Origin of the sequence: Kitasatospora albolonga (assembly GCF_039535905.1) — a bacterium.
Classification (GTDB): Bacteria; Actinomycetota; Actinomycetes; order Streptomycetales; family Streptomycetaceae; genus Kitasatospora; species Kitasatospora albolonga.
Window position 1 is genome coordinate 43,327 of sequence record NZ_BAAAYB010000136.1, and the last position, 22,848, is coordinate 66,174.

Sequence of the window (22,848 nt, forward strand, 5' to 3'; positions counted from 1 at the left end):
ACCGCACCGGCTACAGGCCCGGGATCTGCCGGGCGGCGAAGGCCTGACGGACCGTCGCCGCCGCCTGGTCGCCGTACATCGCCCGGGCGGTGGCCACGGTGGCCTGGGCCGCGGCGGAGAAGGAGGTGTCGGGGGCGAAGGAGAACTGGGCGTTGACGATCACGCGGTCGGCGGTGCGGGCGCCGAGCGCCTTGCGGACGTCGTACAGCGCCCGGGACCAGATCTCGCCGTCCGCGTGCACCTCGCCGACCCGGTCGGCGTAGGTCTTGCCGGTGTCGAGGCGGCGCAGGCAGTGCGGCGTGGTGGTGGTGTAGGCGGTCGAGTCCCAGTCGCCGACGCAGGCCTCCTCGGCCCGGCCGGTCCAGCCGTACCGGGTCTGGGCGGCCTGACCGACCGCCAGGGCGAGGTAGTCGCCGAAGGCCTCGCCGATCGATCCGGCCTCCACCGAGCTGCCGAAGCCGGGCACCTGGGCCTCGTGCACCGCGTGACCGTACTCGTGCACGATCACCTCGGCGTCCTCGGCGTCGTCCACGCCGCCCTTGCCGAGGCGGATCTCGTTCTTCTTGTCGGTGAAGAAGGAGTTGTCGGATCCCCACTGGTTGAGCCGGACCTGCTGGACCTTGTCGTTGGCCCCGCGCAGCTCGCCGCCGAAGCCCAGGCCCTGGAGGTACTCCTGCGCCTCGTTGACCCAGAAGTACGCCATCACCTGCTCGAACCGGTCGTCGCTGCGGGTGTACCGGAAGTCCCCGGCGGCCGACCGCGCGGGGGTTCCGGTCTCCGAACGGACCGCCGCCCAGCGGCCGGAGAGGCCGCCGCTCGCGTCGAGGTTGCGCAGTGCCACGGTCGCGTAGGCGGAGGCCGGCACGGCGGAATCGGCGTCCTTGGCGTCGGTCAGCGACTGGTCCCCGGTCGCCTGCACGGGGTTGACCCGGAAGACCTGGCCGGTGGGAACGGCGGGGGCGGCGGGGGCGGCCACGGCCGGGGAGACCGGGACGGCGAGGGTGGCCAGGGCGGCGGCGGTGGCCAGGGCGAGGCGGGAAGCACGGGTGGTACGGGACAAGGCTCCTCCAGGGCGGGCTGGTGGCGGACTGCGGCGGCCCGACCGATCGGTCGGGTCCGACGGCGGGGATCATGTCGCATCGCCACGGGAATGGACAGGGCCCGGACCGAACCCGTCGGAACTCCTAACACCGTGATCCGGCGGCCCCGTTAGGGGGTTGCCAAACCGTTTTCCGGCCGCCGAGACTCCAAGGAAGGCGGAGCGGAGGAGGGGCAGTGGAGGCTTGGCTTTCGGTGCGGGGCGGCGACGCGGTGTGCGAACTGCGTGAACTGGAGCGGTGGTTGGAGATCGATCCGCTGCTGTGCGGCCGGATCCGGGCGCGCGCCGCGCGGCGCTGGCGCGGTGAGCTCGGCCTCCCTTACGGAGTGCTGGTCGTGGCGGTCGGGCACGGCGGGGCGGCGGGCGCACTGGCCGGGGCGCTGCACGGCTTCCTGACCCGGCCGGGTGCCGGTGGGGTACGGATCTCGGTCTCCTCGCCGGACGGTCGGAGCGTACGCCTGGCCGACCAACGGCCCGAGGAGGTCGAGGCCCTGGTGCGCGACGTGCTCACTGCCCCGACGGAGGACGAGTTCGAGGACGAGTACGCGGCGTGGCTGGCCGGGAGCGGGGCCCTCGCTTCCTAGAGTGGGCCTCCCGCTCGCTGTTGCTTCCGGAAGGCTGCCCGTGTCCTCCTCCGCCGACCGTGTCCAGCAACTCTCGGACGGGCTGGCCGCCAAGTGGACCTCGCCCCGGGGCGTCGAGCTGATGGCGGCTGGCGCCACGGTGGTGGCGGGCCTGCTCCGTGAAGGGCCGCTGGCGGTAGGGCGGGCGGGCGAGCTCCTGGGGTGGCCGGGCGAGGAAGTGCTCGACCGCTTCCGCGCGATGGACTTCGAGTTGGAGACGGACCCGGCGGGCAGGGTGACCGGCGCCGGGGTCTCCCTCGACCTCCGGCGGCCCCACCTGATGGAGCTCCAGGGGCAGCGGGTGGCCGGCTGGTGCGCCATGGACGTCCTGATGTTCCCCCTGGTCCTCGGCGAGGCCGCGAGCGCCGTCGTCTCCCGCTGCGCCGCCACCGCCGACCCCGTCTCCCTGACCGTCACCCCCACCGGCCTCCACACCGTCAGCCCGGCGGGCACCGCCGTGACCCTGGCCCCGGCCACCGGAGCCGACATCCGCGAGGTCTTCTGCGACCGCGTCTCCTTCTACCGCTCCCCGGCCGAAGCCGACCTCGCCGTCGCCCGTGACCCCGACCTTGCCGCCTGCACCGCGGCCGAGGCCTGGTCCGTCGCCCGCCGCCTCGCCGACCTGTTCTGACGGGCCTCGCGGGATAGGTGGTGGCGGCTCTTGCGGGATGCTCGTCAGCCAGCTGCTCGGCCGCAGGCGCTGGAGTCAAATGCTGCGGATGATCTCCTGGCGCTGGGCCTGGAACTCGTCTTCAGTGATGAGGTCCTGGTCCCGGAGATCCTGAAGCTCCCTCAACCGGGCTGCACGGTCGGTGGGAGGCACCGGCGGCACCGGGTACGGAGGGGGCGCCGGGTACTGAGCCTGCTGCGGGTACGGCGGCTGCGCCGGGTACTGCGGTGGCTGCACGGGATGCGGGTAGTACGGCGGCGGCTGCACAGGGTAGGGCTGCGCCGGGTACGGGGGCTGCGGCTGATGGACCGGGTAAGGCTGAGGCGCTACGTGGACGTTCTGCTGTACGACCATGGCAGTGGACTCGTGGAGCATCTGGAGGTGGCCGCATGCGCGGCACTTGCGGGCCACCAGCTCCGACATGCCCATGGTCATCGTGGCAGCGCCGGCCCGACCGGCCGCGCGGCCCGCATTGCCGACCACGGATCCGGTGCACTTCGAGCAGTTCTGACAGCCTGTCTGAACCCTTTTCGCCACGGCCTCGTCCCTTTTCCGCTCGCAGATGGAGGAATCGTATGCGCTTCGGTCGCGCAGCGTGAGGCCCTTTCGCCTTGAGCCTGATGCCGGTGGGCATCCCAGCCGGGAACGCGTGAGGGTCGCAACGGTGTTCCGTGCTGGGCATGGTGGAAGGTGAACGGGCCAACTGCCTTCGTGGAAGATGGCGTTGAGTAGCACCGTGGGCGCAGCGGAGGCAGCCGCAGGGCGGGGTTCGTATGATCGGCGGACGAGGCCGGTCGGGGGAGTGGGGGAGTCGTGGGCGGGAAGCGGGTCGTGGTCGTCACCGGGGGCGGGACGGGGATCGGGGCGGCGACCGCTCGGGTGTTGCGGGAGGCCGGGCACGAGGTGGTGGTGTCCGGGCGGCGGGCGGAGCCGTTGGCGGCGGTGGCGCGGGAGACCGGGGCGGTCGCGCACGTGGCGGACACCACGGATCAGCGGCAGGTGGAGGGGCTGGTCGCGGCGACGGTCGAACGGTTCGGGCAGCTGGACGGGCTGGTGCTGAACGCCGGGATCGGGCGGCCGGGAGCGGTCGGGGAGCTCGCGGTGGAGGACTGGGAGGCGGTGCTGCGGACCAACGTCACGGGGCCGTTCCTGATGCTGCGCGCCGCGCTGCCGCACCTGTTGGCGGCGGAGGGCGGTGGCGCGGTGGTCGGCGTCGCCTCGGTCTCCGCGATTCGCAGCGGGCACGGCAACGCCGCGTACGCCACCTCCAAGGCCGCGCTGCTCCAGCTCTGCCGCTCGGTGGCGGTCGACTACGGCTGGCAGGGCGTGCGGTCCAACGTGGTCTGCCCCAGCTGGATCCGCACCGAGATGGCCGACCGCCCGATGGGGCGCCTCGCGCGGCTGAGCGGGCACGAGGACGTGGAGGCCGCGTACGAGGAGGCGACCCGGCTCAACCCGCTGGGACGGGCGGGGGAGGCGGCCGAAGTCGCCGAAGCCGTCGCCTGGTTGCTCTCCCCGGCCGCGAGCCTGGTCAACGGTGCGGTGCTCAACGTCGACGGCGGCATCAGCGCGCTGGACCCGGGGACGGTGCCGTTCCCCTTCCGGGTGGAGCGCCGGGAGGGCTGATCTGCTTGCATGGGGCTCCATGAGCGCCATACTCACCAGTGTCATAGCCGTGTTGGGGACCCTGTTCGGCTCCCTGCTCACCCATCTGTTCCAGCAGCGTTCGGCCCGGCAGGCGGAGTGGAGCGCACGGGCGGAGCGGCACCGGCAGGAGCGGATCGAGGCCTTCGGGGCCTTCGCCGGGGTGCTGGTGGAGCTCCGCCAAGCGCTGCTGCACCACTGGCACTGCGTGCACGAGGGCACCGACGCCGCCGAGGAGCCCACCCTCCGCAACCGCTCCTTCGAGCTCCGCTCCCGCGCCCAACATGCCCTCTTCCAGGTCCAGTTGACCGCCAGGACGCCCGAGATCGCCGCCGTCGCGGCATCGGCCTTCGAGACGGTCGGCCGGATCGACCGGGCCACCGACCTGGCGGACGTCATCGCCCGGCGGGACGCCACCCGTCTGCTGATCGACGAGTTCGTGGCCACGGCGAGGCAGCACCTGTGAGGTCCTGACGTGGCTTCAGGGGATAATCGCAACCGTGACAGAGCACCGCGAATGGACCCATGACGGCACCGGACTCGCCTGGCTGTCGGCCCGGCTCGGACGGCCGGAGCCCGGCCCCGGGCACCTGGTGTCCCAGCTGCTGCCCGACGGGTACCAGGCGTACGTCCGGATCTTCCACCGCTTCGAGAGCCTCGACGGCGCCGTCCAGGGCCCGAGTTGGCGGGAGTGGGCGGAGCGGTCGGGCGTCCCGTTCCTCCCGGAGCTCTCGCACCGCTGGCTGAAGGACGGGCTGGAGACCCAGGACGAGGACGGCGAGGTGACCACCGTCCGCTGGGTGGCGGAGGACGGGGCGCTGGACGCGGCGAGCCGCCGCGCGCTGGCCGGCGCACTGGAGACGGTGACGGGGGATCAGCCCGTGCACTACGCCTGGGACCTGGCCGCCGTCACCAACGGCCTCGACGCCCCGCTGCTGCGCACCGCCCCGCTGGCCGGGCTGGAGGCCGTGCGCACCGAGGCGGCCGCGCTCGTCGGCGACTCCGGCCCGGAGTACTGGTGGCCCGAGGACCGCACCTGGGTGGTCTGCACCGACTACGACCTGCTCTCCACCTACGTCGCCTGCGACACCCCCACCGCCGCCCTCCTCCTCGCCACCCCGTCCCTGGAGACCATCCAGGCCACCCCGCACACCCGCGTCGACTGGTCCACCGAACCCCCGCACGCCGAGGCTCGGCCCCACTGACCACACCGGTTGGTGGGAGGAGAGAGACGTCGTGCCGGCCGAACCGGAGGATCAGTGGTCCTGCCGCGTTGTAGCGTGGTAGCGGCCTACCTGTACGGAGGAGACGTGACCGCGCAACCGGAGCACCGTGCCGAGGAGCTGATCCCGCGCCCTGAGCGGACCATCACCGCCCTCAGGGCTGCCCTTGCTGTCGTAGCCCCGGACCGCCTGCTGGAGATGCAGACCGAGCAGGCCGAAGCGATCACCAAGGCCATCGACTCCGACACCCTCGATCCTCTCCGCGGGTTCCTCCTGCGATGGGCGGTCGTGGTCGAGATCGAGCGGTATCCGGCGACGGCCTCCAAGCTTCGCCGAGCCGAATACCTGATGCAGGTGGCAGCGGAAGCGGATGACTCCCGTCGTCATGCGCTCGTTGCCGCCGAGATCGTCCGAGCCGCGTACCGAGCGCTGGGCACATGACCTGGTCCTGGGAGTACCTCCCCAGCGAGGAGTACGTGATCAGCGAGGTGCCGCCGGCCTTCGTCGCCGAAGTCGAGAAGAAGGCCGACGAGCTGGTTCGAGCTGCGGAGGCCCTCTACCTGGACGGGGCCTCGTATCGGGGCGAGAACCCCAGGAGCAGGACGGCCGACGTTCCGGGCGGCATGTTCGAGTACCTGACCGTGGTGCGGCACGAGCAGATCTACATCGTCCAGGTCACGTACCTGTAGGCCACGACGAGCCCGTCCGTGCCACCTGCCGCTACGGGGAGCCGCGGTTCTCCCTGCGCCGGACGAACTTCAACCCCGACCAGTCGTCCCCGAGGGCGGCCACCTTCACGTCGACGACGCCGAGCGGCAGGAACAGCTCCCGCAGCCCGTTCTCCGTGATGTCGCTGTCGTGCCCGGCCGCCCGCCGGGGCCAGGCGATCCACAGCATCGCGTGATCGTCGAGCTCCCCGACCAGTTCGGCGGCCTCCGCGGCCAGTACGGCGAACGACCGGTGGAAGGCGAGCGCCACATCGGCCCCCCGCGGACCGCCGGCCGCGACCGTGCTCCCCTCGGGCAGGTCCGGGACCTCCCACCCGCCGGGCCGGTGCGACACCCGCACCTGGTCGCCCGCCCTGATGCCGATCTTCTTGGCGAGCGGAGTCCCGGAGTACCCTCCCGCCGGCGCCCCGGAGCCCTGCCCCCGGTCACCCACGTCGAATCCTTTCGGCAACGGTCAGTGCATCAACGCTTGGACCAATGATTGGCGCACTCCGCCGCTCCTGCTGGGTCGGCACCCTCTTGGCGGACCCCGCGCGAGACGGCGGCCCCATATCCTGAGGGGCGACAGGAAGGAGCCCTTGATGAGCGTCGACGAGGTCATGCACACCAAGTTCCCCGCTGGGTACGTGGTCTTCTTCGGTACCGACGGGAAGGTGGTCATGACTCCGCAGAGCTTTGAGCACTCCAGCACGATCAAGTCGATGCAGATCGACTCGCTCTCGCTCGGCCGGCACGCGAAGACCGTCTCCGACGTCTACCTGGACTTCCCGGCCGACGAGAACTCGGCCCCGGACTTCGCGATCCTGCGGGAGGACGCACAGCGGCAGGGCAAGCGCTACGGCTTCGACGACGTGCTGCTGATCGCCGAGGTGGTGTCGGTCTCCTCCGCGCGCAAGGACTACGACGACTGCACGGCGAAGTACGGCCGCTACGGCATCCCGGTCTACGTGGTGGTCGACCCGTACACCGCCGAGGTCGTCGTCCACTCTCAGCCCACCGGCTCCGGCTACATCGCGGCCCACACCCACAAGTACGGGACGGGCAAGCTGCCCATCGAGCTGGCCGACGGACGCACCTACACCCTCGACCTGGACGAACTGCCCCGGCCGGAGACGGACGCCGGCTGATCGCACCGCCCAGCTCGTCGGTCATCGACGATTCCCCGGGTCGGCCTGCCGAGGCGCGCCGTATTCTGACGGTGCGTCGGCGACGGCGTGGGGCGGGAGGAGCGGGGATGGCGAGTCAGTCGGCGTCCGGCGGGGCGACGTTCGCGATGTCGAACGACTTCGCGGCCATCATCTGTGCGGTGCTGGCCGCGTTGCTCGTGGTGGCGGCGCTGGAGGCGGTCAACGGGTTCCGGGACAGCCGGCAGCGCAACGAGGAGCTGTTGCTGGAGTACGCCGAGCCGATCAGGCGGACGCTGCTCGCCCGGAGTACCGGCGTTCCGCTCCTGCCGGCCGAGCAGGGTGCCGTCGACAAGGAACTGCGGCGGTTCTGGATCCGCAAGCACTCGCTCCAACGGACCCGGATGTTCGCGGCGCTGTACATGGGCAGCAGTGCGCTCCTGGTCTGCGGCATAGCGGCGGCGGTCCGCTGGGCGGCCCTCAAGCAACCCAGTGCCGGGTACGCCACCGCTGAGTTCTGTCTGCTGGTGGCGGGACTGTCCACCGTGATGCTCGCCGTCGGACTGGCGCTCAGGCTCTCCGTGGACCGCAAGTACCGGCGGCACCGCCTCCAGATCGAGCTCTCCCGCCAACTCGGTGAGCCGAACGCTACGCTGGCGCACCGTCAGCTGCTGGACTGGACGCTGGAAGCGGGCAACGGCTCGATCATCGAGATCGCCGGGCAGCGCTTCGTCCACCCGTGGAAGTCGGGTCGGATGTCCAGGACGCCTCTCGATTAGCCCCCGGCCCGACCGAGGAGACGGACGCTAGCTCGCGGTGCGCGGGATGCGGCGTTGCCAGTCCCGTTCGAAGACGACGTCCCCGCCCTCCAGGGCGGTGAGGTGGTTGTGGACGGTGAAGTGGTGGGCGTCGCAGGTGATTTCGGAGCGGGTGCGGACGGTGGTGTCCCAGCCGAGGTCGGGGCGTTGGAGGCGGACGGTCCAGTCGGAGCGGGTGGTGGCGGAGAGGGGGGAGTCGGCGAGGACGGCGTAGGACTCCAGGGCGTGTTCGTCGTAGACCAGGCCGTCGGGGTAGATCCGGGTGCCGCCGTAGTTGGGGTCGACCTCCAGGCGGTGTTCGCCGGTGGCGACGTCGCGGATGAGCAGGCGTTCGGGGCGGGCGGTGAGGGGTTCGGGGTAGGTGACGTCCAGGCCCTCGGACTGCTCGGGGGGTTCGAAGGTGACCGGTGGGGAGCCGGCGTCGGCGGCCAGGTGGCGGACGGGGAGGGTCAGGCGGCTGTGGCCGGGGTCGACCTCGAAGCCGGTGGGGTCGGGCTGGGGCCAGATCCAGGGCCAGTAGGCGGAGGAGAGGGCGAGCCGCAGGCGGTGGCCGGCGGGGAAGGCGTGGGCGATGGAGACGAGTTCGAAGGTGACGTCCTCGACCTCGCCCGGGGTCCATTCGACCACCCGGTCGCGGCCCTGACGGGAGCTCAGGTTGAGCACGCCGCGGGTGACCAGGGTGGAGGAGCCGTCGGGGGCGACGTCGCAGAGCCGGGCGACGACCTGCCCGCGCCGGGCCCGGCTGCGCACCCGCAGCCGCACCGAGGCCCGCCCCAGGACCTCCACCGGCTCGGGCAGCGGCAGTGAGTCGAAGCAGACCGAGCGCCCGTCCTCCTCGCGCTGGTCCGGCGGGAGGTCGGAGGCGTTGCCGAAGGGGAAGAACCGCCCGGCGTCGATGCCGGTGTGCTGCGGGGAGCGGACCTCCACGTAGCGGTCGGCGGAGGTGCCGGCGGTGCGCAGCGCGTCGTCGAGGCCGTAGCCGACCTCGCGGACGTCGGGGGAGGGCCAGGTGTCGTCGCCGACCCAGCGGCCGGGCCGGTTGGCGTACACGGTCGCGGGCGGGACCGACTCGTTCATCCAACTGCGCAGTGCGGGCTCGGACATGACGCCGTTGTCGACGCCCTTGAGCCAGTGGTCCCACCAGCGCAGGGTCTCCTGGAGGAAGCCGATCGCGGGGCCGGGCGGCAGGCCGCGGTCGGGGTACTGGTGCGACCAGGGGCCGATGATGCCGCGCACCGGTGCGTCGAGGTGTTCCAGCAGTCGCAGGACGGTGTCCCGGTAGGGGTCGGCCCAGCCGCCGACGGCGAGCACCGCGGCGGTGATCGCGCCGTAGTCCTCGCAGACGCTGCCGTGCCGCCAGTAGTCGTCCCGCACCTGGTGGGTGAGCCAGGGGTGGACGAAGGGTTCGACGGACTCCAAGCGCGACAGCCACATCCGGCGCCAGTCCTCGCCGACGTACTTCGGGTCCGGCGGGCGGGCGACGAAGGCCAGCATGGTGGCTGACCAGGCGTGCATGTCGACCGCGAGCAGTGAACCGCCCATGTAGTGCACGTCGTTGTCGTACCGGTCGTCGGTGGAGCAGACGGTGACGACGGCCTTGAGCGGCTCGGGGGCCAGCGCGGCGATCTGGAGGCTGTTGAAGCCGCCCCAGGAGATGCCGAACATGCCGACCTTCCCGCTGCACCAGGGCTGCGCGGCCAGCCACTCCACCACCTCGACGCCGTCGGCCAGCTCCTGCGCGGAGTACTCGTCGCCGGGCAGGCCGCCGGAGTTGCCGTGCCCGCGCACGTCCACCCGGACCGAGGCGTAGCCGTGGCCGGCGTACCAGGGGTGGCGCTGGGCGTCGCGCGGGGCGGTCCAGTCGGTCAGCCGGTACGGGAGGTACTCCAGCAGGGCGGGCACCGGCTCGTCGGTGACGGGGCGCCAGATCCGGGCGTACAGCTCGATCCCGTCGGAGAGCGGGATGCGCAGGTCCTGGCGCGTGGTCCCGTACGGGTACTGCGACGGGTGCTGCATCGGGGTCCTCCGGGAGGGATCAGTGGACGGGGTGCATGGTCCGGCGCATCCAGGGCAGGGCGAGGTACAGCGCGACCCCGGCCGCCACCGCGAGGGCGCCGAGCCAGCCGTAGTAGGCGGCGTCGGAGACCTCGCCGTAGACCTTGGTGAGCTGGGCGGCGATGCCCTGGGAGAGGGCGAGCGAGAGGAACCAGACGGCCATGGTCTGGCTGGCGAAGTGACGGGGCGCCAGCTTGCTGGTGGCGGACATGCCGGTGGTCTCCAGCAGGATGTCGCCGACGCCCATGAACAGGTAGCAGCCGAGCAGCCAGAGCCCGGCGATCCGGTAGTCGCCGCTCTTCCCGGCGGTGGCCGGGACCAGGATCAGGAAGGACGCCCCGGCGGCGAACAGCGAGTAGGCGATCTTGCGGGAGGCGTGCGGCTGGCGGTGGTCCATCCGTACCCAGAGGGCGGCGACCACCGGGGCCAGCAGCACCTCGATGGCGCCCAGGATCGAGGTCCACCAGCTGGACGGGAAGTGCCAGCCGAAGATCGAGTTGTCCACGTGGTCCACGGCCAGCAGGGCCAGTGTGGTGTACGAGGAGAAGAGCACCAGGTTGAAGACCACCGAGGCCAGGAAGAGCACCACGTAGGGGCGCAGCCGCCCGCGCTCCTCCCGGCTGACCTCGGGGGAGCGGAACATGACGGCGAAGTAGGCGATCGGGGCCAGCACCGAGACCAGGGTGATCAGGTCGACGGTGCGGTCCATGGTGAGCCAGCCGACGGCCCACAGCAGCAGCCCGACGGCGGCCACCGCGGCCGCGCCGATCAGCGCGCCCCTGGTCCAGCGGACGCGTTCGGCGGGGGCGAGCGGGTGCACCGGGCCCTGCTCGCGCCGCAGGGTGGAGCGGCCGAGCACGTACTGGACCACGCCGAAGGTCATGCCGATCGCGGCGGCCGAGAAGCCCCAGTGCCAGCCCACGTTCTGACCGAGCCAGCCGCTGACCAGCGGGCCGGCGAAGGCGCCGATGTTGATGGCCATGTAGTAGAGGGCGAAGCCGGCGTCCCGGCGGTCGTCGTCGGTGGCGTAGAGGCCGCCGACCAGGGTGGCCGCGTTGGGCTTGAGGAAGCCGGTGCCGATCACGATCAGACCGAGACCGGCCCAGGTCATGGTGGCGGTGGGCACCGACATCGCGTAGTGGCCGCAGGCGATCAGCACCCCGCCGTAGAGCACCGCGCGGTAGGAGCCGAGCATCCGGTCGGCGACCCAGCCGCCGACCACCGAGGTCAGGTAGACCAGCGTTCCGTAGGCGGAGACCACCGAGGCGGCGGTCCCCTGGGCCATGCCCAGTCCGCCGTCGGCCACCGAGTCGGCGAAGTAGAGGACCAGGATGGCCTGCATGCCGAGGAAGGAGAACCGCTCCCAGACCTCCAGGCCGGAGAGGGTCAGCAGCCCTCTGGGGTGCCCGAAGAAGGAGTGGTCGAGGAGGGAGGGGTCCTTGCGCTCGGTGTCCGTGGTCACAGGAACAGACAATAAGGGACATTTATGTCGATTTCCTGACGGGGTGTGAGCTGGGCGGCCGTCAGGGCGCCGCCGGGCGCTGCCGAGTGAGCCCGTGCGCCGGGGTGGCGCAGTTGCGAACGGCTTGCAAGTGGGAGTCATCAGGGGGAAGGATGGCCCAGCTCAGCGCACTGGGCATCTCGTACGACTTACCTGGAGGACCACCGGATGGCTGCGCCCGCGAGACTGCGCGACCGGCTCACCCGCGAGGAGTGGATCAGGCTGGCCGGCATGGGCGGCTTCGTGCTGGCCCTGCACGTCGTCGGCTGGTTCACCCTGATCGCCCTGGTCGCCCCCGAGAAGTACGACGTCGGCGGCCAGGTCTTCGGCGTCGGCATGGGCCTGACCGCCTACACCCTCGGCATGCGGCACGCCTTCGACGCCGACCACATCGCGGCCATCGACAACACCACCCGCAAGCTGATGGGCCAGGGCCAGCGCCCGCTCTCGGTCGGCTTCTGGTTCTCGCTCGGCCACTCCTCGATCGTCTTCGGCCTCTGCGCGCTGCTCGCCTTCGGCATCCAGTCGCTGGCCGGGCAGGTCGAGTCGGACGACTCCACCCTGCACGACGTCACCGGCCTGATCGGGGTCAGCGTCTCGGGTGTGTTCCTGCTGCTGATCGGCCTGATCAACCTGGGCGCCTTCAACGGCATCCTCAGGGTCTTCCGCAAGATGAAGGTCGGCGAGTACGACGAGGCCGAGCTGGAGCGTCAGCTCGACAAGCGCGGATTCCTCAACCGGATCCTCGGCAAGGTGACCCGGGCGGTCACCAAGCCCTGGCACATGTACCCGGTCGGCCTGCTCTTCGGCCTCGGCTTCGACACCGCCACCGAGGTCTCGCTGCTGGTGCTGGCCGGCGGCGCGGCCGCCTTCCAGCTGCCCTGGTACGCGCTGCTGGTGCTGCCGGTGCTGTTCGCGGCCGGGATGAGCCTGCTGGACACCATCGACGGCTCGTTCATGAACTTCGCCTACGAGTGGGCGCTCTCCAAGCCGGTCCGCAAGATCTACTACAACCTGACCGTCACCGGCCTCTCGGTCCTGGTCGCGCTGGTGATCGGCACCATCGAGCTGGTGGGCCTGCTCGGCGAGAAGCTGGAGATCACCTCCGGCCCGGTGGCCTGGATCGGGGCGATCGACCTCGACCTCGTCGGCTACGCCATCGTCGGCCTGTTCGTGCTCACCTGGGCCGCGGCGTACGGCTACTGGAAGCTCGCCCGGGTCGAGGAGCGCTGGACGGCCGCGATGGCCAAGGGCGCCGCCGCGGCCCGCGACTGAGCCACCGTCACGGCAGGAGGACCCCCGGGCGGCTGCCCGGGGGTCCTCGGTGCGTTCAGAGCCAGCCGCGCTGGGCCGCCTTGAGGCCGGCCTCGAAGCGGCTGGCGGCGTCCAAGCGCTCCATCAGGGCGGCCATCTGGCGGCGGACGGTGCGGACCGAGACGCCGAGGCGCTTGCCGGCGGCCTCGTCGGTGAGGCCGGTGGCGAGCAGGCGGAGCAGCTCGCGCTCGGTGGGGTTGAGGCCGGTCTCACCGCAGGAGGCCGGGTCGGTGCCGAGCGGGGTGGCGGTGTCCCAGGCCTGTTCGAACAGGGCCACCAGGGAGGCGACCAGGCCCGGTTCGGTGGTGCAGAGGGCGCCGGCCCTGGTGTCGGTCGGGTCGATCGGCACCACGGCCACCCGGCGGTCGAAGACCAGCAGCCGGGGCGGCAGCATCGGCGCGGTGCGCACCTGGCCGCCGTGGTCCGCCATCCACTGGGCGTAGAGGAAGGTCGGCAGGTCGTTGCGGACGGAGTCCTGGTAGAGCGTCAGCAGCCGGACTCCGCGCGCCATCGCGTCCTGGTCCAGCGGCCGGGAGGCCTCCAGGCTGGCGGCGGACTGCGCCCCGCCGGGCATCACCGAGAGGCACTCCTCGGTCAGGCCCTCGGTGAGCACCTCCAGCTTGGCCTGGATCGCGTCCAGCCCCTGGAGCCGCTCGGCCTGCACCGCGCCGGCGCCCGGGCGCAGGTCCGCGTACTCGGCCACGGCCCGTGCGGCGGCCGCCCGGCTGAGCGTCAACTCCTGCTGGCGGCGGGCGAGTTCCTCCTCCTGGCGGCGCAGGATCAGCTCCAGGCCGCGCTCCGGGCTGACGGGGCGCAGCTGGCCGGGGCGGTCCCGGGAGGCCCGCAGCAGGGTGAGGTCGGCGAGCCGGTCGAGGGCGTCGCGGGCCACCGTCTCGGAGAGCGAGAGCCGTTCGCACAGTTCGGCGAGCGAGCCGTCCGGGCGGGCCAGCAGCTCGCGGTAGACGGTCTCGGCGGTCGGATCCAGGCCCAGCAGTTCCAGCACGTCGGCAGCCCCCCACAGCTCGTCGTGTACGCGTCGCGCGCGCGTGATCCGGATCTTCACATTCCGCGCGTGCGGTGCGCAAGCCCGTCCCCGGCGGCCCGGGCAGCATGCTGCCTGGCAGGTTCAGGTCGGCCGGAGGTCCTCCTCGGAGAGGGCGGCGGAAGGGCAGGATCGAGGCGTCGGAAGATCAGATTCCAGAGAACCGGGAACCACCGTGCCCAACTCCGCCCGCCGTGCCGCCGTCCTGCTCACCACCGCCCTCGCGGCCTGGTCCGTGCTGGCCGTCGCCTCCCCCGTGCAGGCCGTCCTGGCCGGCGACGGGATCGGCTGGGACGCTCCGCCGAAGCGGACCGTCCAGGCGGGCGAGGGCATCGGCTGGGACGCCCCGCTCAAGTCCGGCCGGGCCTGACCGGGCGGGTCGCCGCCGGAGCCGCGCCGTGCACGTCGTCGACCTCGTCCTGGTCCGTCCGGGCGCCGGCCCGCCCGGGCCGGACGAGGCCGGCGCCGTGCAGGACGCGGTCTGGGCGCACGCCGCTCCGGCCGACGGGCTGGAGCACGTCCGGGCGCTGGCCCTTCCCGAGGGCATCGGCCTGGTGCTCTTCCTGCACGCGGCCTCCCGCGCCGCGGCGTCCGCACGGGCCCGGCTGCTGCTGGCCCGGGTGCTGGGCTCGGCCGCGCACGCCGGGCTGACCGTCACCGTCCGGGCCTGATCCACCGTCACACCCCCTGCGCTGACCGGAGGCCGGGGTGCGCTCCCTGCCCGCGCGGAGGGAGGCCCACCACGCTCCTTCCGCCGCTTCCGGCGGCCGGCCGGTCCCACCTGTTTCCCTTCCTCCCCCCGAACCGCCCGCGGCAGCGGCCCGTCACCGACGGATCGCTGTCATGGGCATGTCTTGAAGGAGACCCATGTCACGCCTTCCCGGCGGCGGAACACCGCCGTCGTCCTCCGGACCGCGGAGCACCCGCGCCGGCCTGCGGCCACTGGCGGTCGCACTCTCCGTACTGATGGCCGCCGAGTGCGGCGTCGCGGTGCTGAGCACCGGTCAGGCCTTCGCCGTCACCCCGAACTCCGCGCGGATCGAGCTGCCCGCGGCGAAGCCGGCCGGTCCGGCGACGGCCGCTGACGAGGCCAGCGCCCGGGTCAAGGCCCGGCTGGAGAACCGCCGGATCGAGATCCTGGACGCCCGCTCGGAGACCGTCACGCTCTGGGCCAACCCGGACGGCTCGACCACCCAGGACATGGCCACCGGCCCGGTCCGGTTCAAGGACGCGGGCGGCCGGTGGCAGGACGTGGACGTCGCCCTGGTCCAGCAGGCCGACGGCAAGGTCACCGCCAAGGGCCACCCGCTGGGCCTCACCCTGGCCGGGAAGAGCGCCGCCGCACCGAAGGCCAAGGCCAAGTCCGGCGCCCCGTCGGCGGAGGCCGCCGCGGCCGAGGCCGTGCCCAGCACCCCGCTGGTCACCCTGCACGGCGGTGAGGGCGGCCCGGCCATGACCCTCAACTGGCACGGCGAGCTGCCCACTCCCGTCCTGGAGGGCACCAAGGCCCGCTACCCGGACGCGCTGACCGCGACCGACCTGGTCATCGAGTCCACCCGGACGGGCTTCGAGCAGTTCCTGGAGCTGAAGGACCGCTCGGCCGTCGCGGCCAACGGCTCGGTCACCATGACCCTGGACGCCAAGGGCCTCACCGCCCGGGCGAACGAGGACCGTTCGGTCTCCTTCGTCGACCCGAAGACCGGCAAGGAGGCGGGCGTGCTGCCCGCGCCGGTGATGTGGGACGCCCAGGTCGACCCGCGCACGGGTGACCACAAGAACACCGCCCCGGTCGGCCTGAAGGTCCGTCAGAACGGCGACCTCGTCGAGCTCACGCTCACCCCGGACGCGGCCTTCCTGAACGACCCGAAGACCCAGTACCCCGTCACCGTCGACCCGGCGGTCAACCTCGGCGTCGGCTTCGACACCTTCGTCCAGCAGGGCTACGCCACCGACGTCTCCAGCCAGACCGAGCTCAAGCTCGGCAACAACGGCTCCGGCCAGGTGGCCCGCTCCTTCCTGCAGTTCCCGATGGCGAAGATCACCGGCAAGCAGATCCAGAGCGCCAAGCTCAACCTCTGGAACTTCCACTCCTGGTCCTGCACGGCCAAGGGCTGGGAGGTCTGGGACACGGCCAGTGCCACCACCGCCACCCGGTGGACCGCGCAGCCCGGTTGGAACAAGAAGTGGGCCTCCTCCACCTCGACCAAGGGCTACTCCAGCACCTGCGGCGACGGCTGGGTGAACACCGACATCACCACGCTGGCGCAGGCCTGGGCCAACAACGGCAACGCCAACAACACCCTGGGCATCCGGGCCACCGACGAGACCGACGAGTACGCCTGGAAGAAGTTCAACTCCGGCAACGCGGCCTCCAACACGCCCTACCTGTCGGTGACCTACAACACCAAGCCGGGTGCGGCCGCGCCGATCTCCCCGCTGTCGGGCGCGCTCACCAACGACTCCACCCCGACCCTGACCGGCAAGGCCAGCGACCCGGACGGCAACACCGTCCAGCTCTCCTACGAGATCTGGGCCGCCAACGGCACCGCCGCGCTGCAGACCGGCAAGTCGGCCTTCGTCGCCTCCGGCACCAACGCCCCCTGGACCCCGGCCACCGCGCTGGCCCCCGGCGCGTACAAGTGGCGGGCCGCCGTCTACGACGGCCTGATCTGGAACGGCACCTGGTCCGCCTGGCAGACCTTCACGGTGGACACCACCGCGCCCGGCGCGACCACCATCGGCTCGACCGACTTCCCGGCCGGCGCCTGGTCGGGCAGTGCCGACGCCTCCGGCAACTTCACCGGCAACTTCACCTTCACGCCGCCGGGTTCGGACGTGAAGGACATCCAGTACAAGCTGGACTCGGGGGCCTGGGTCACCGTCGCCACCACCGGCGCCGCGGTCACCAAGGCGCTCGCCTTCAAGGCCGGCCAGCACACCGTCACGGTGCACACCCGGGACGCGGCGGGCAACCTCTCGGCCGACCGCACCCACGTCTTCTTCGCGGGCAAGGGCTCGGCCCTCAACGCCCCCGGCGACGGCGAGCGCCCGGCGCGCCGCACCTCGCTGCAGGCCGAGGGCAAGAGCAGCTACACCGGCGTCAGGTACCAGTACCGGCGCGGCGAGGCGGACGCCTGGAAGGACGTGCCGGTCGCCAACGTGACCACCACCACCGGCGCCGCGGTCACCGCCTGGCCGTTCGCCGCCCCCTCGGGCAAGCCCGCGCCGCTGAACTGGAACATCACCGACACGCTGGCCCAGGACGGCACGGTGGACGTGCGCGCGGTCTTCACCGACGGCACCGCCACCGACGCCTCCGAGTCCAACACCGTGACGGTGGACCGCAGGGCCGGCACCGCGCCGGTCGAGGCGCACGGCCCGGGCACGCTCAACCTGCTGACCGGTGACTACACCCTCTCGGCCACCGACGCCTCGGCGTTCCAGATCTCCTCCACCCGCTCGCTCTCCTCGCGCAACCCGCGCGCCCAGGAGGACGGCCAGGCGCCGATCTTCGGCCCGGAGTGGTCGGCCGGCACCGTCATCGACATCAACGAGACGGCCTGGTCCCACGTCAAGCAGACCTCGGCCACCTCGGTCGCGCTGGTGGACAACGCGGGCCGGGCCTACGGCTTCACCGCCACCACCGGCGGCGGCTGGAAGCCCGAGCCGGGCGCCGAGGAGCTCACCCTCACCGGCAGCCTCACCACCTCCTTCACCCTGAAGGACACCGGCGGCGACACCGTCACCTTCACCAAGGCCGACGCCGCGCAGCCGACCTGGCGGATCGCGTCGAGCGCCGAGAACGGCCTCGCCGAGTCCACCACCACCGTCACCTCGGAGTCGGTGACGGTCGGCGGCAAGAAGCTCTCCCGCCCCAAGCTGGTGATCGCGCCCACCTCCGCGGCGACCGCCGCCACCTGCGCCGCGGTGCCGAGCACGGCCGGCTGCCGGGTGCTGGAGTACGTCTACGCCGACACCACCACCGGCACCGACGCCGCCTTCGGCGACTTCGCGGGCCAGGTCAAGGAGTTGAGGCTCTGGGCGACCGAGCCGGGCGCCGCGGCGGCCACCGCCAAGGTGGTCTCCACCTACCGCTACGACGCCGCCGGCAAGCTGCGTGAGCAGCGCAACCCGCTCCAGCCGCAGGCCGCCCCGGTGACCTACGACTACGACGCGGCCGGCCGGGTCACCAAGCTGACCCCGGGCACCGACCTGCCGTGGACGCTGAGCTACGGCAAGGCCGGCAACTCGGCCACCGCGGGCGACGGCATGCTGCTCTCGGTCTCCCGCTCCGGCCTCAAGCCGGGCACCAAGGACGTCCCGGAGGGCACCGCCACCACGACGGTGGTCTACGACGTGCCGCTCTCCGGCGCCAACGCCCCCTACCAGCTGGGTGGTTCGGACGTCGCGGCCTGGGGCCAGAGCGACGCCCCGACCGACGCCACGGCCATCCTGCCGCCCGACGCGGTGCCGGCCGGCAACGCCGGATCGGCCCTGACCCCGGCCGCCTACAAGCGGGCCGCGATCACCTACACCAACGCCTCCGGGCGCGAGGTGAACTCCGCCGTCCCCGGCGGCCACCTCACCACCACCGAGTACGACGCGCGGGGCAACACCGTCCGCGCCCTGTCGGCCGCCAACCGGGCGGTCGCCCTCGGCGTCACCGCGGCGGACCGCGAGGTCCAGTCCGACCTGGGCATCACCGGGCTGACCGCGGCCGCCCGGGCCGAGCTGCTCTCCGCCCGCACGCTCTACAACCCCACCGGCACCCGGGCGTTGGAGACCTTCGGCCCGCTGCGCCGGGTCGAGCTCACCGCGGACCTGAAGAACGGCGCCACCACGGTGGCACCCACCGGCAGCAGCCTGGTCGGCCGCAACTGGACGGTCAGCGAGTACGACCAGGGCCGCACCGCCGACGCCACGGTCGAGGACCAGGTGACCAGGGTCACCGCCGGTCTCCAGCCGCTGGAGTACCCGACCCTGATGGCGGACCCGCGGATCACCGACACCGCCTACGACTGGGCCAGGGGCCTGCCGGTCCGCGAGACCCAGGACCCGGACGGCCAGGCCGTCACCCACACCGTGGAGTACGACGCCCAGGGCCGCGCGGTCAAGGAGCTGCTGCCCGGTGCCACCGGCACCGACGCCGCCACCACGGTGACGAGCTACTGGTCCGCCACCGGCACCGGCGCCTGCCAGGGCCGCCCCGAGTGGGCCGACCTGGCCTGCACCACCGGCCCGGCCGGCGCGGTCACCGGGGGCGGGAGCAACCCGTCCACCCTGCCGGTGATCGGCTCCGAGTACGACTGGTGGGGCCAGCAGACCAAGGTCACCGAGACCGTGGGCTCGACCACCCGCACCAACACCACCAGCTACGACGCGATGGGCCGCGCCCTCGAGGTCAAGCTGACCGGCGGGCTGGGCGAGGCCGTCCCGCAGAGCACCACCGAGTACGACCCGGTCACCGGACGGGCCGTCAGGACCGTCTCGCCGACCGGCGGCACCATCACCCGCGAGTACGACCGGCTGGGCCGCCTGACCGCGTACACCGACGCCGACGGCGCCACCACCCGGGCCGAGTACGACCTGCTGAACCGGCTGGCCAGGACCTCCGACTCGGTGCCCTCCAGCGTCACCTACGTCTACGACACCGCGGTCGAGCCGCGCGGCATGGCCGTGCGCACCGTGGACTCGGTGGCCGGCACCTTCGCGGTGACCTACGACGCCGACGGCGAGGTGAGCAGCGAGAAGCTGCCCGGCGGCTACACCCTGAACGTCGAGCGCGATCCGGCCGGCGCGGTCACCTCCCGGGTCTACACCCGGGACTCCGACGGCGCCGTGGTGATGGCCGACAGCGTGGCCCGGGCCGCCAACGGCGAGCTCACCAGCCACTCCGGCTGGTCCTCGCAGGACTACGGCTACGACCGGATGGGCCGCCTGACGACCGTTCAGGACACCGTGGGCGACACCTGCACCCGGCGCTCCTACACCTTCGACAAGCGGGCCAACCGGACCTCGCTGACCACCGCCGAGGGCGCGGCCGGCGCGGCCTGCCCCACCGGCGGCGGCAGCACCGTCACCCACGCCTACGACAGCGCCGACCGCCTGGTCGACGCCGGGTACGGCTACGACGCGCTGGGCCGCACCACGGCGCTGCCCGGTTCCTCCCTGGAGTGGTACGCCAACGACCTGGTGCGCCGTCAGTCCACCGCCGACCAGCGGCAGACCTGGCAGCTGGACGCCAACCTGCGCAACCGCTCGTTCACCGTCGAGAGCAACACCGACGGCACCTGGAGCCAGACCGGAGGCAAGGTCAACCACTACTCCGGTGACAGCGACAGCCCGCGCTGGATCACGGAGGACACCACCACCGGCGAGCTGACCCGGATGGTCGACACGGCCGGCGGTTCCTTCGGCGCCACCACCTCCGCCACCGGCGACGTGGTGCTGCAGTTCGCCAACGTCCACGGCGACGTGGCCCTCCAGCTCCCGCTGGACCCGGCCGACAGCCTCCGGGTGCTGGACAACGACGAGTACGGCAACCCGCGCTCGGGCCAGCCGGGCACCCGGTACAACTGGCTCGGCGAGAAGCTGCGCTCCAGCGAGACCCTCACCGGCGCGGTGATGATGGGGGCCCGGCTCTACAACCCGGCCACCGGCCGCTTCCTGTCGGTCGACCCGGTGCCGAACGGCGGCTCCAACGCCTACGTCTACTGCTCGGGCGACCCGGTCAACTGCCGGGACACCTCCGGCACGCTGGACTACTCGTTCAAGTTCGACCTGGGCAACGGCACCCGCAGCGCCAAGGGCCTGTTCCGCTACTGGATGGACCACTTCGGCAAGATCTTCCCGCTGGCCGGCCGGGCCAACAAGATCACCCACGTGGGCCAGAAGATGGACCTGCGGGACTCGGTCTTCGGGATCAAGATCAACTTCAATGTCCGGGTCGCCTACATCGGCTCGAACACGCTGAAGCTCGGCACCCGCAAGGGCAGCGTCGTGCACGGCCGCAACTCCTACATCCAGTTCACCATCACCAAGGGGCGGACGGACCGGATCGGCATGGGCCGGCTCTACCTGACCACCCACGGGCACACCGCCGGTGACAGCTGGATGGACGACTGCATCGACAGCTGGACCTGCCCGATCACCGGATGGATGTACCGGAAGGGGGCGCACGACACCTGGGAGAAGCTGGCGAGCAACCTCCGCCGCCACGTCTGACCCCGCGCCTGACGGACCGTCGGCCCGCCGCTCCCACCCAGGGGGCGGCGGGCCTCCCGTCGTGCGGACCGTTGCCGATTGTTAACTGACGGAGTCTTGTCGTGTCATTTTCTACGCGCGTATCTTTGGCCCGCCGGTACTGGCCGGTAATCGATCTACACGGGTAGCGGCCTGCCGTCCGCGACCTGACCCACCCTCAGCTGCCGGCGACCCCACGACCGCCGGAGCATCCGACCGAGGAGTCCTGCCCGGTGACCAAGCCCACCGCCCCCCGTTCGCGTCGCGCGCTGCTGCGCGCCACCCTGCTGCCGGCCGGCGTCGCGGCCTCGCTCGTGCTCGTCCCGCTGCCGGGCGCGATCGCCGCTCCCTCGGCCGACGCGGTCATCGCGGAGGTGTACGGCGGTGGCGGCAACTCCGGCGCCGTCCTGAAGAACGACTTCATCGAGCTGGCCAACAAGGGCACCGGTGCGCTGAGCCTGGCCGGCTACAGCGTCCAGTACCTGACCGGGACCCCCGGGCGCCAACTCCCAGTGGGGCGTCACCCCGCTGACCGGCACCGTCGCCGCGGGCGGCCGCTACCTGGTGGCCGAGGCCGCCGGGGCCGGCGGCACCGTCGCGCTGCCCACCCCGGACGCCACCGGCTCGCTGGCGCTCTCCGGCACCAGCGGCACCGTCGCGCTGGTCCAGGGCACCGCCCCGCTGACCTGCAAGACCGCCGCCGACTGCGCGGCCGAGCCGCGGATCAAGGACCTGGTCGGCTTCGGCACCGCCGTGGTCCGCGAGGGCTCCGGCCCGGCCGCGGGCGCGAGCAACACCGCCTCGGTCTCCCGCACTTCGGGCCTGCCGGACACCGACGACAACGCGGCCGACCTGAAGGCCGGTTCGCCCTCCCCGGTGAACTCCAAGGGCGAGGCCGCCGAGGGCGGCGACACCGGGACCGGCCCGACCGACCCCGGCACGGTGCGGATCCACGACATCCAGGGCACCACCCGGCTGTCCCCGCTGACCGGCAAGACCATCGCGGGCGTGCCCGGCGTGGTCACCGCCGTGCGCGCCTACGGCTCCAAGGGCTTCTGGTTCCAGGACCCGGACGCCGACGCCGACCCGGCCACCAGCGAGGGCATCTTCGTCTACACCGGCAGCGCCGACCCGGCCGTCAAGGTCGGCGACTCGGTCCTGGTGACCGGCAAGGTCGCCGAGTACTACCCGGCGTTCAGCGCGGGCGGCCAGTCGCTCACCCAGCTGACCAACCCGCTGGTCACCGTCCGCTCCTCCGGCAACCCGGTGCCCGAGGCCGTCCTGCTGGACGAGTCCTCGATCCCGGCGGCCTACACCCCGGAGGCGGCCGGCGGCTCGATCGAGGCCCTGCCGCTCAAGCCCGCCGACTACGCGCTCGACCGCTTCGAGTCGCTGGAGGGCATGAACGTCAAGCTCGGCCACGCCCGGGTCGTCCAGGCCACCGACCAGTACCACGAGCTCTGGGTGACGGTCCGTCCGACCGAGCCGCGGACCGAGCGCGGCGGCGCCGCGTACCTGGGCTACCAGGGCCAGAACTCCGGCCGCCTGATGATCCAGTCGGCGCTGCCCGAGGCCGAGCGCCCGTTCCCGGTGGCCAACGTCGGCGACGAGATCTACGGCGGCACCCAGGGTCCGCTGGACTACAACCGCTTCGGCGGCTACACCCTGGTGGCCAACACCATCGGCGAGCACGTGGACAACCAGCTGGAGCGCGAGGTCACCGACCGATATCACAGAGGGGGTGAGGGGGGTTGGGACGTGAGTG

The 22,848-nt window shown here is 72.2% G+C and carries 19 protein-coding genes and 1 pseudogene; 14 read left to right on the plus strand and 6 right to left on the minus strand.

Translation table 11 applies throughout. The features are described from left to right. Positions 1-10: 10 nt before the first annotated feature. Positions 11-1,060, minus strand: a complete 1,050-nt coding sequence (locus ABD946_RS33080) for a M4 family metallopeptidase (protein WP_345289343.1) — start codon at positions 1,058-1,060, stop codon at positions 11-13. A 215-nt stretch (positions 1,061-1,275) separates the two neighbouring features. Between ABD946_RS33080 and ABD946_RS33085 the strand changes: the two genes are divergently transcribed. Together ABD946_RS33085 and merB are read left to right on the plus strand one after the other, a co-directional pair. Further along, positions 1,276-1,683 carry an effector-associated constant component EACC1 gene (locus ABD946_RS33085; protein WP_345289345.1) on the plus strand — a complete coding sequence of 136 codons (408 nt, stop codon included), beginning with the start codon at positions 1,276-1,278 and terminating at the stop codon, positions 1,681-1,683. Positions 1,684-1,723: 40 nt separating this feature from the next. After that, positions 1,724-2,353 carry an organomercurial lyase gene (merB, locus tag ABD946_RS33090; protein WP_345289346.1) on the plus strand — a complete coding sequence of 210 codons (630 nt, stop codon included), beginning with the start codon at positions 1,724-1,726 and terminating at the stop codon, positions 2,351-2,353. Between the two features lie 75 nt (positions 2,354-2,428). Here merB and ABD946_RS33095 read toward each other — a convergent pair whose 3' ends face one another. Then, on the minus strand, positions 2,429-2,815 hold the full coding sequence (locus ABD946_RS33095; RefSeq protein ID WP_345289348.1) for an SHOCT domain-containing protein: 387 nt from the start codon (positions 2,813-2,815) through the stop codon (positions 2,429-2,431). Between the two features lie 390 nt (positions 2,816-3,205). Between ABD946_RS33095 and ABD946_RS33100 the strand changes: the two genes are divergently transcribed. From ABD946_RS33100 to ABD946_RS33120, 5 genes are all read left to right on the plus strand, one after another. Then, on the plus strand, positions 3,206-4,018 hold the full coding sequence (locus ABD946_RS33100) for an SDR family NAD(P)-dependent oxidoreductase (protein WP_345289349.1): 813 nt from the start codon (positions 3,206-3,208) through the stop codon (positions 4,016-4,018). Positions 4,019-4,037: 19 nt separating this feature from the next. Beyond that, positions 4,038-4,502 carry a hypothetical protein gene (locus tag ABD946_RS33105; protein ID WP_345289350.1) on the plus strand — a complete coding sequence of 155 codons (465 nt, stop codon included), beginning with the start codon at positions 4,038-4,040 and terminating at the stop codon, positions 4,500-4,502. 34 nt (positions 4,503-4,536) lie between these two features. Continuing rightward, a complete protein-coding gene (locus tag ABD946_RS33110; RefSeq protein ID WP_345289351.1) occupies positions 4,537-5,241 on the plus strand; it encodes a hypothetical protein in 705 nt (234 codons plus the stop codon). Between the two features lie 105 nt (positions 5,242-5,346). After that, entirely contained in the window at positions 5,347-5,700 is a 354-nt protein-coding gene (locus ABD946_RS33115) for a hypothetical protein (protein ID WP_345289352.1), read from the plus strand. Next, the gene (locus ABD946_RS33120; RefSeq protein ID WP_345289353.1) at positions 5,697-5,948 is read left to right on the plus strand and encodes a hypothetical protein; all 252 of its coding nucleotides are present in this window, start codon (positions 5,697-5,699) and stop codon (positions 5,946-5,948) included. Before ABD946_RS33115 ends, ABD946_RS33120 begins: the two co-directional genes overlap by 4 nt. 31 nt (positions 5,949-5,979) lie before the next feature. On the opposite strand, the gene ABD946_RS33125 is transcribed toward ABD946_RS33120, so the two are convergent. Next, positions 5,980-6,420, minus strand: coding sequence for a DUF3052 domain-containing protein (locus tag ABD946_RS33125; RefSeq protein WP_345289354.1), 441 nt, complete (start codon positions 6,418-6,420; stop codon positions 5,980-5,982). A 148-nt stretch (positions 6,421-6,568) separates the two neighbouring features. Here ABD946_RS33125 and ABD946_RS33130 point away from each other — a divergent pair, with 148 nt between their 5' ends. Both ABD946_RS33130 and ABD946_RS33135 read left to right on the plus strand, forming a co-directional pair. Further along, on the plus strand, positions 6,569-7,114 hold the full coding sequence (locus ABD946_RS33130) for a Uma2 family endonuclease (RefSeq protein ID WP_345289355.1): 546 nt from the start codon (positions 6,569-6,571) through the stop codon (positions 7,112-7,114). Positions 7,115-7,221: 107 nt separating this feature from the next. Further along, positions 7,222-7,890 (plus strand): hypothetical protein, encoded by a 669-nt coding sequence (locus ABD946_RS33135; RefSeq protein WP_345289356.1) that lies wholly within the window; start codon positions 7,222-7,224, stop codon positions 7,888-7,890. Between the two features lie 27 nt (positions 7,891-7,917). Here the strand turns inward: ABD946_RS33135 and ABD946_RS33140 are convergent, their stop codons facing one another. Then, entirely contained in the window at positions 7,918-9,945 is a 2,028-nt protein-coding gene (locus ABD946_RS33140) for a CocE/NonD family hydrolase (RefSeq protein WP_345289357.1), read from the minus strand. A gap of 19 nt (positions 9,946-9,964) precedes the next feature. After that, a complete protein-coding gene (locus ABD946_RS33145) occupies positions 9,965-11,446 on the minus strand; it encodes a peptide MFS transporter (RefSeq protein ID WP_345289358.1) in 1,482 nt (493 codons plus the stop codon). Between the two features lie 207 nt (positions 11,447-11,653). Between ABD946_RS33145 and nicT the strand changes: the two genes are divergently transcribed. Beyond that, positions 11,654-12,760 carry a Nickel transporter NicT gene (nicT, locus tag ABD946_RS33150; protein ID WP_345289359.1) on the plus strand — a complete coding sequence of 369 codons (1,107 nt, stop codon included), beginning with the start codon at positions 11,654-11,656 and terminating at the stop codon, positions 12,758-12,760. Positions 12,761-12,815: 55 nt separating this feature from the next. Here nicT and ABD946_RS33155 read toward each other — a convergent pair whose 3' ends face one another. Next, entirely contained in the window at positions 12,816-13,802 is a 987-nt protein-coding gene (locus ABD946_RS33155) for a helix-turn-helix transcriptional regulator (RefSeq protein WP_345289360.1), read from the minus strand. 214 nt (positions 13,803-14,016) lie between these two features. Here ABD946_RS33155 and ABD946_RS33160 point away from each other — a divergent pair, with 214 nt between their 5' ends. From ABD946_RS33160 to ABD946_RS33175, 4 genes and pseudogenes are all read left to right on the plus strand, one after another. Next, positions 14,017-14,211, plus strand: a complete 195-nt coding sequence (locus ABD946_RS33160; RefSeq protein WP_345289361.1) for a hypothetical protein — start codon at positions 14,017-14,019, stop codon at positions 14,209-14,211. Positions 14,212-14,239: 28 nt separating this feature from the next. Further along, positions 14,240-14,512, plus strand: coding sequence for a hypothetical protein (locus ABD946_RS33165; RefSeq protein WP_345289362.1), 273 nt, complete (start codon positions 14,240-14,242; stop codon positions 14,510-14,512). Between the two features lie 196 nt (positions 14,513-14,708). Further along, complete coding sequence (locus ABD946_RS33170; protein ID WP_345289363.1) at positions 14,709-21,065, plus strand: DNRLRE domain-containing protein; 6,357 nt, start codon at positions 14,709-14,711, stop codon at positions 21,063-21,065. 251 nt (positions 21,066-21,316) lie between these two features. Then, a pseudogene (locus tag ABD946_RS33175) lies at positions 21,317-22,848 on the plus strand (lamin tail domain-containing protein); the annotation flags it as partial.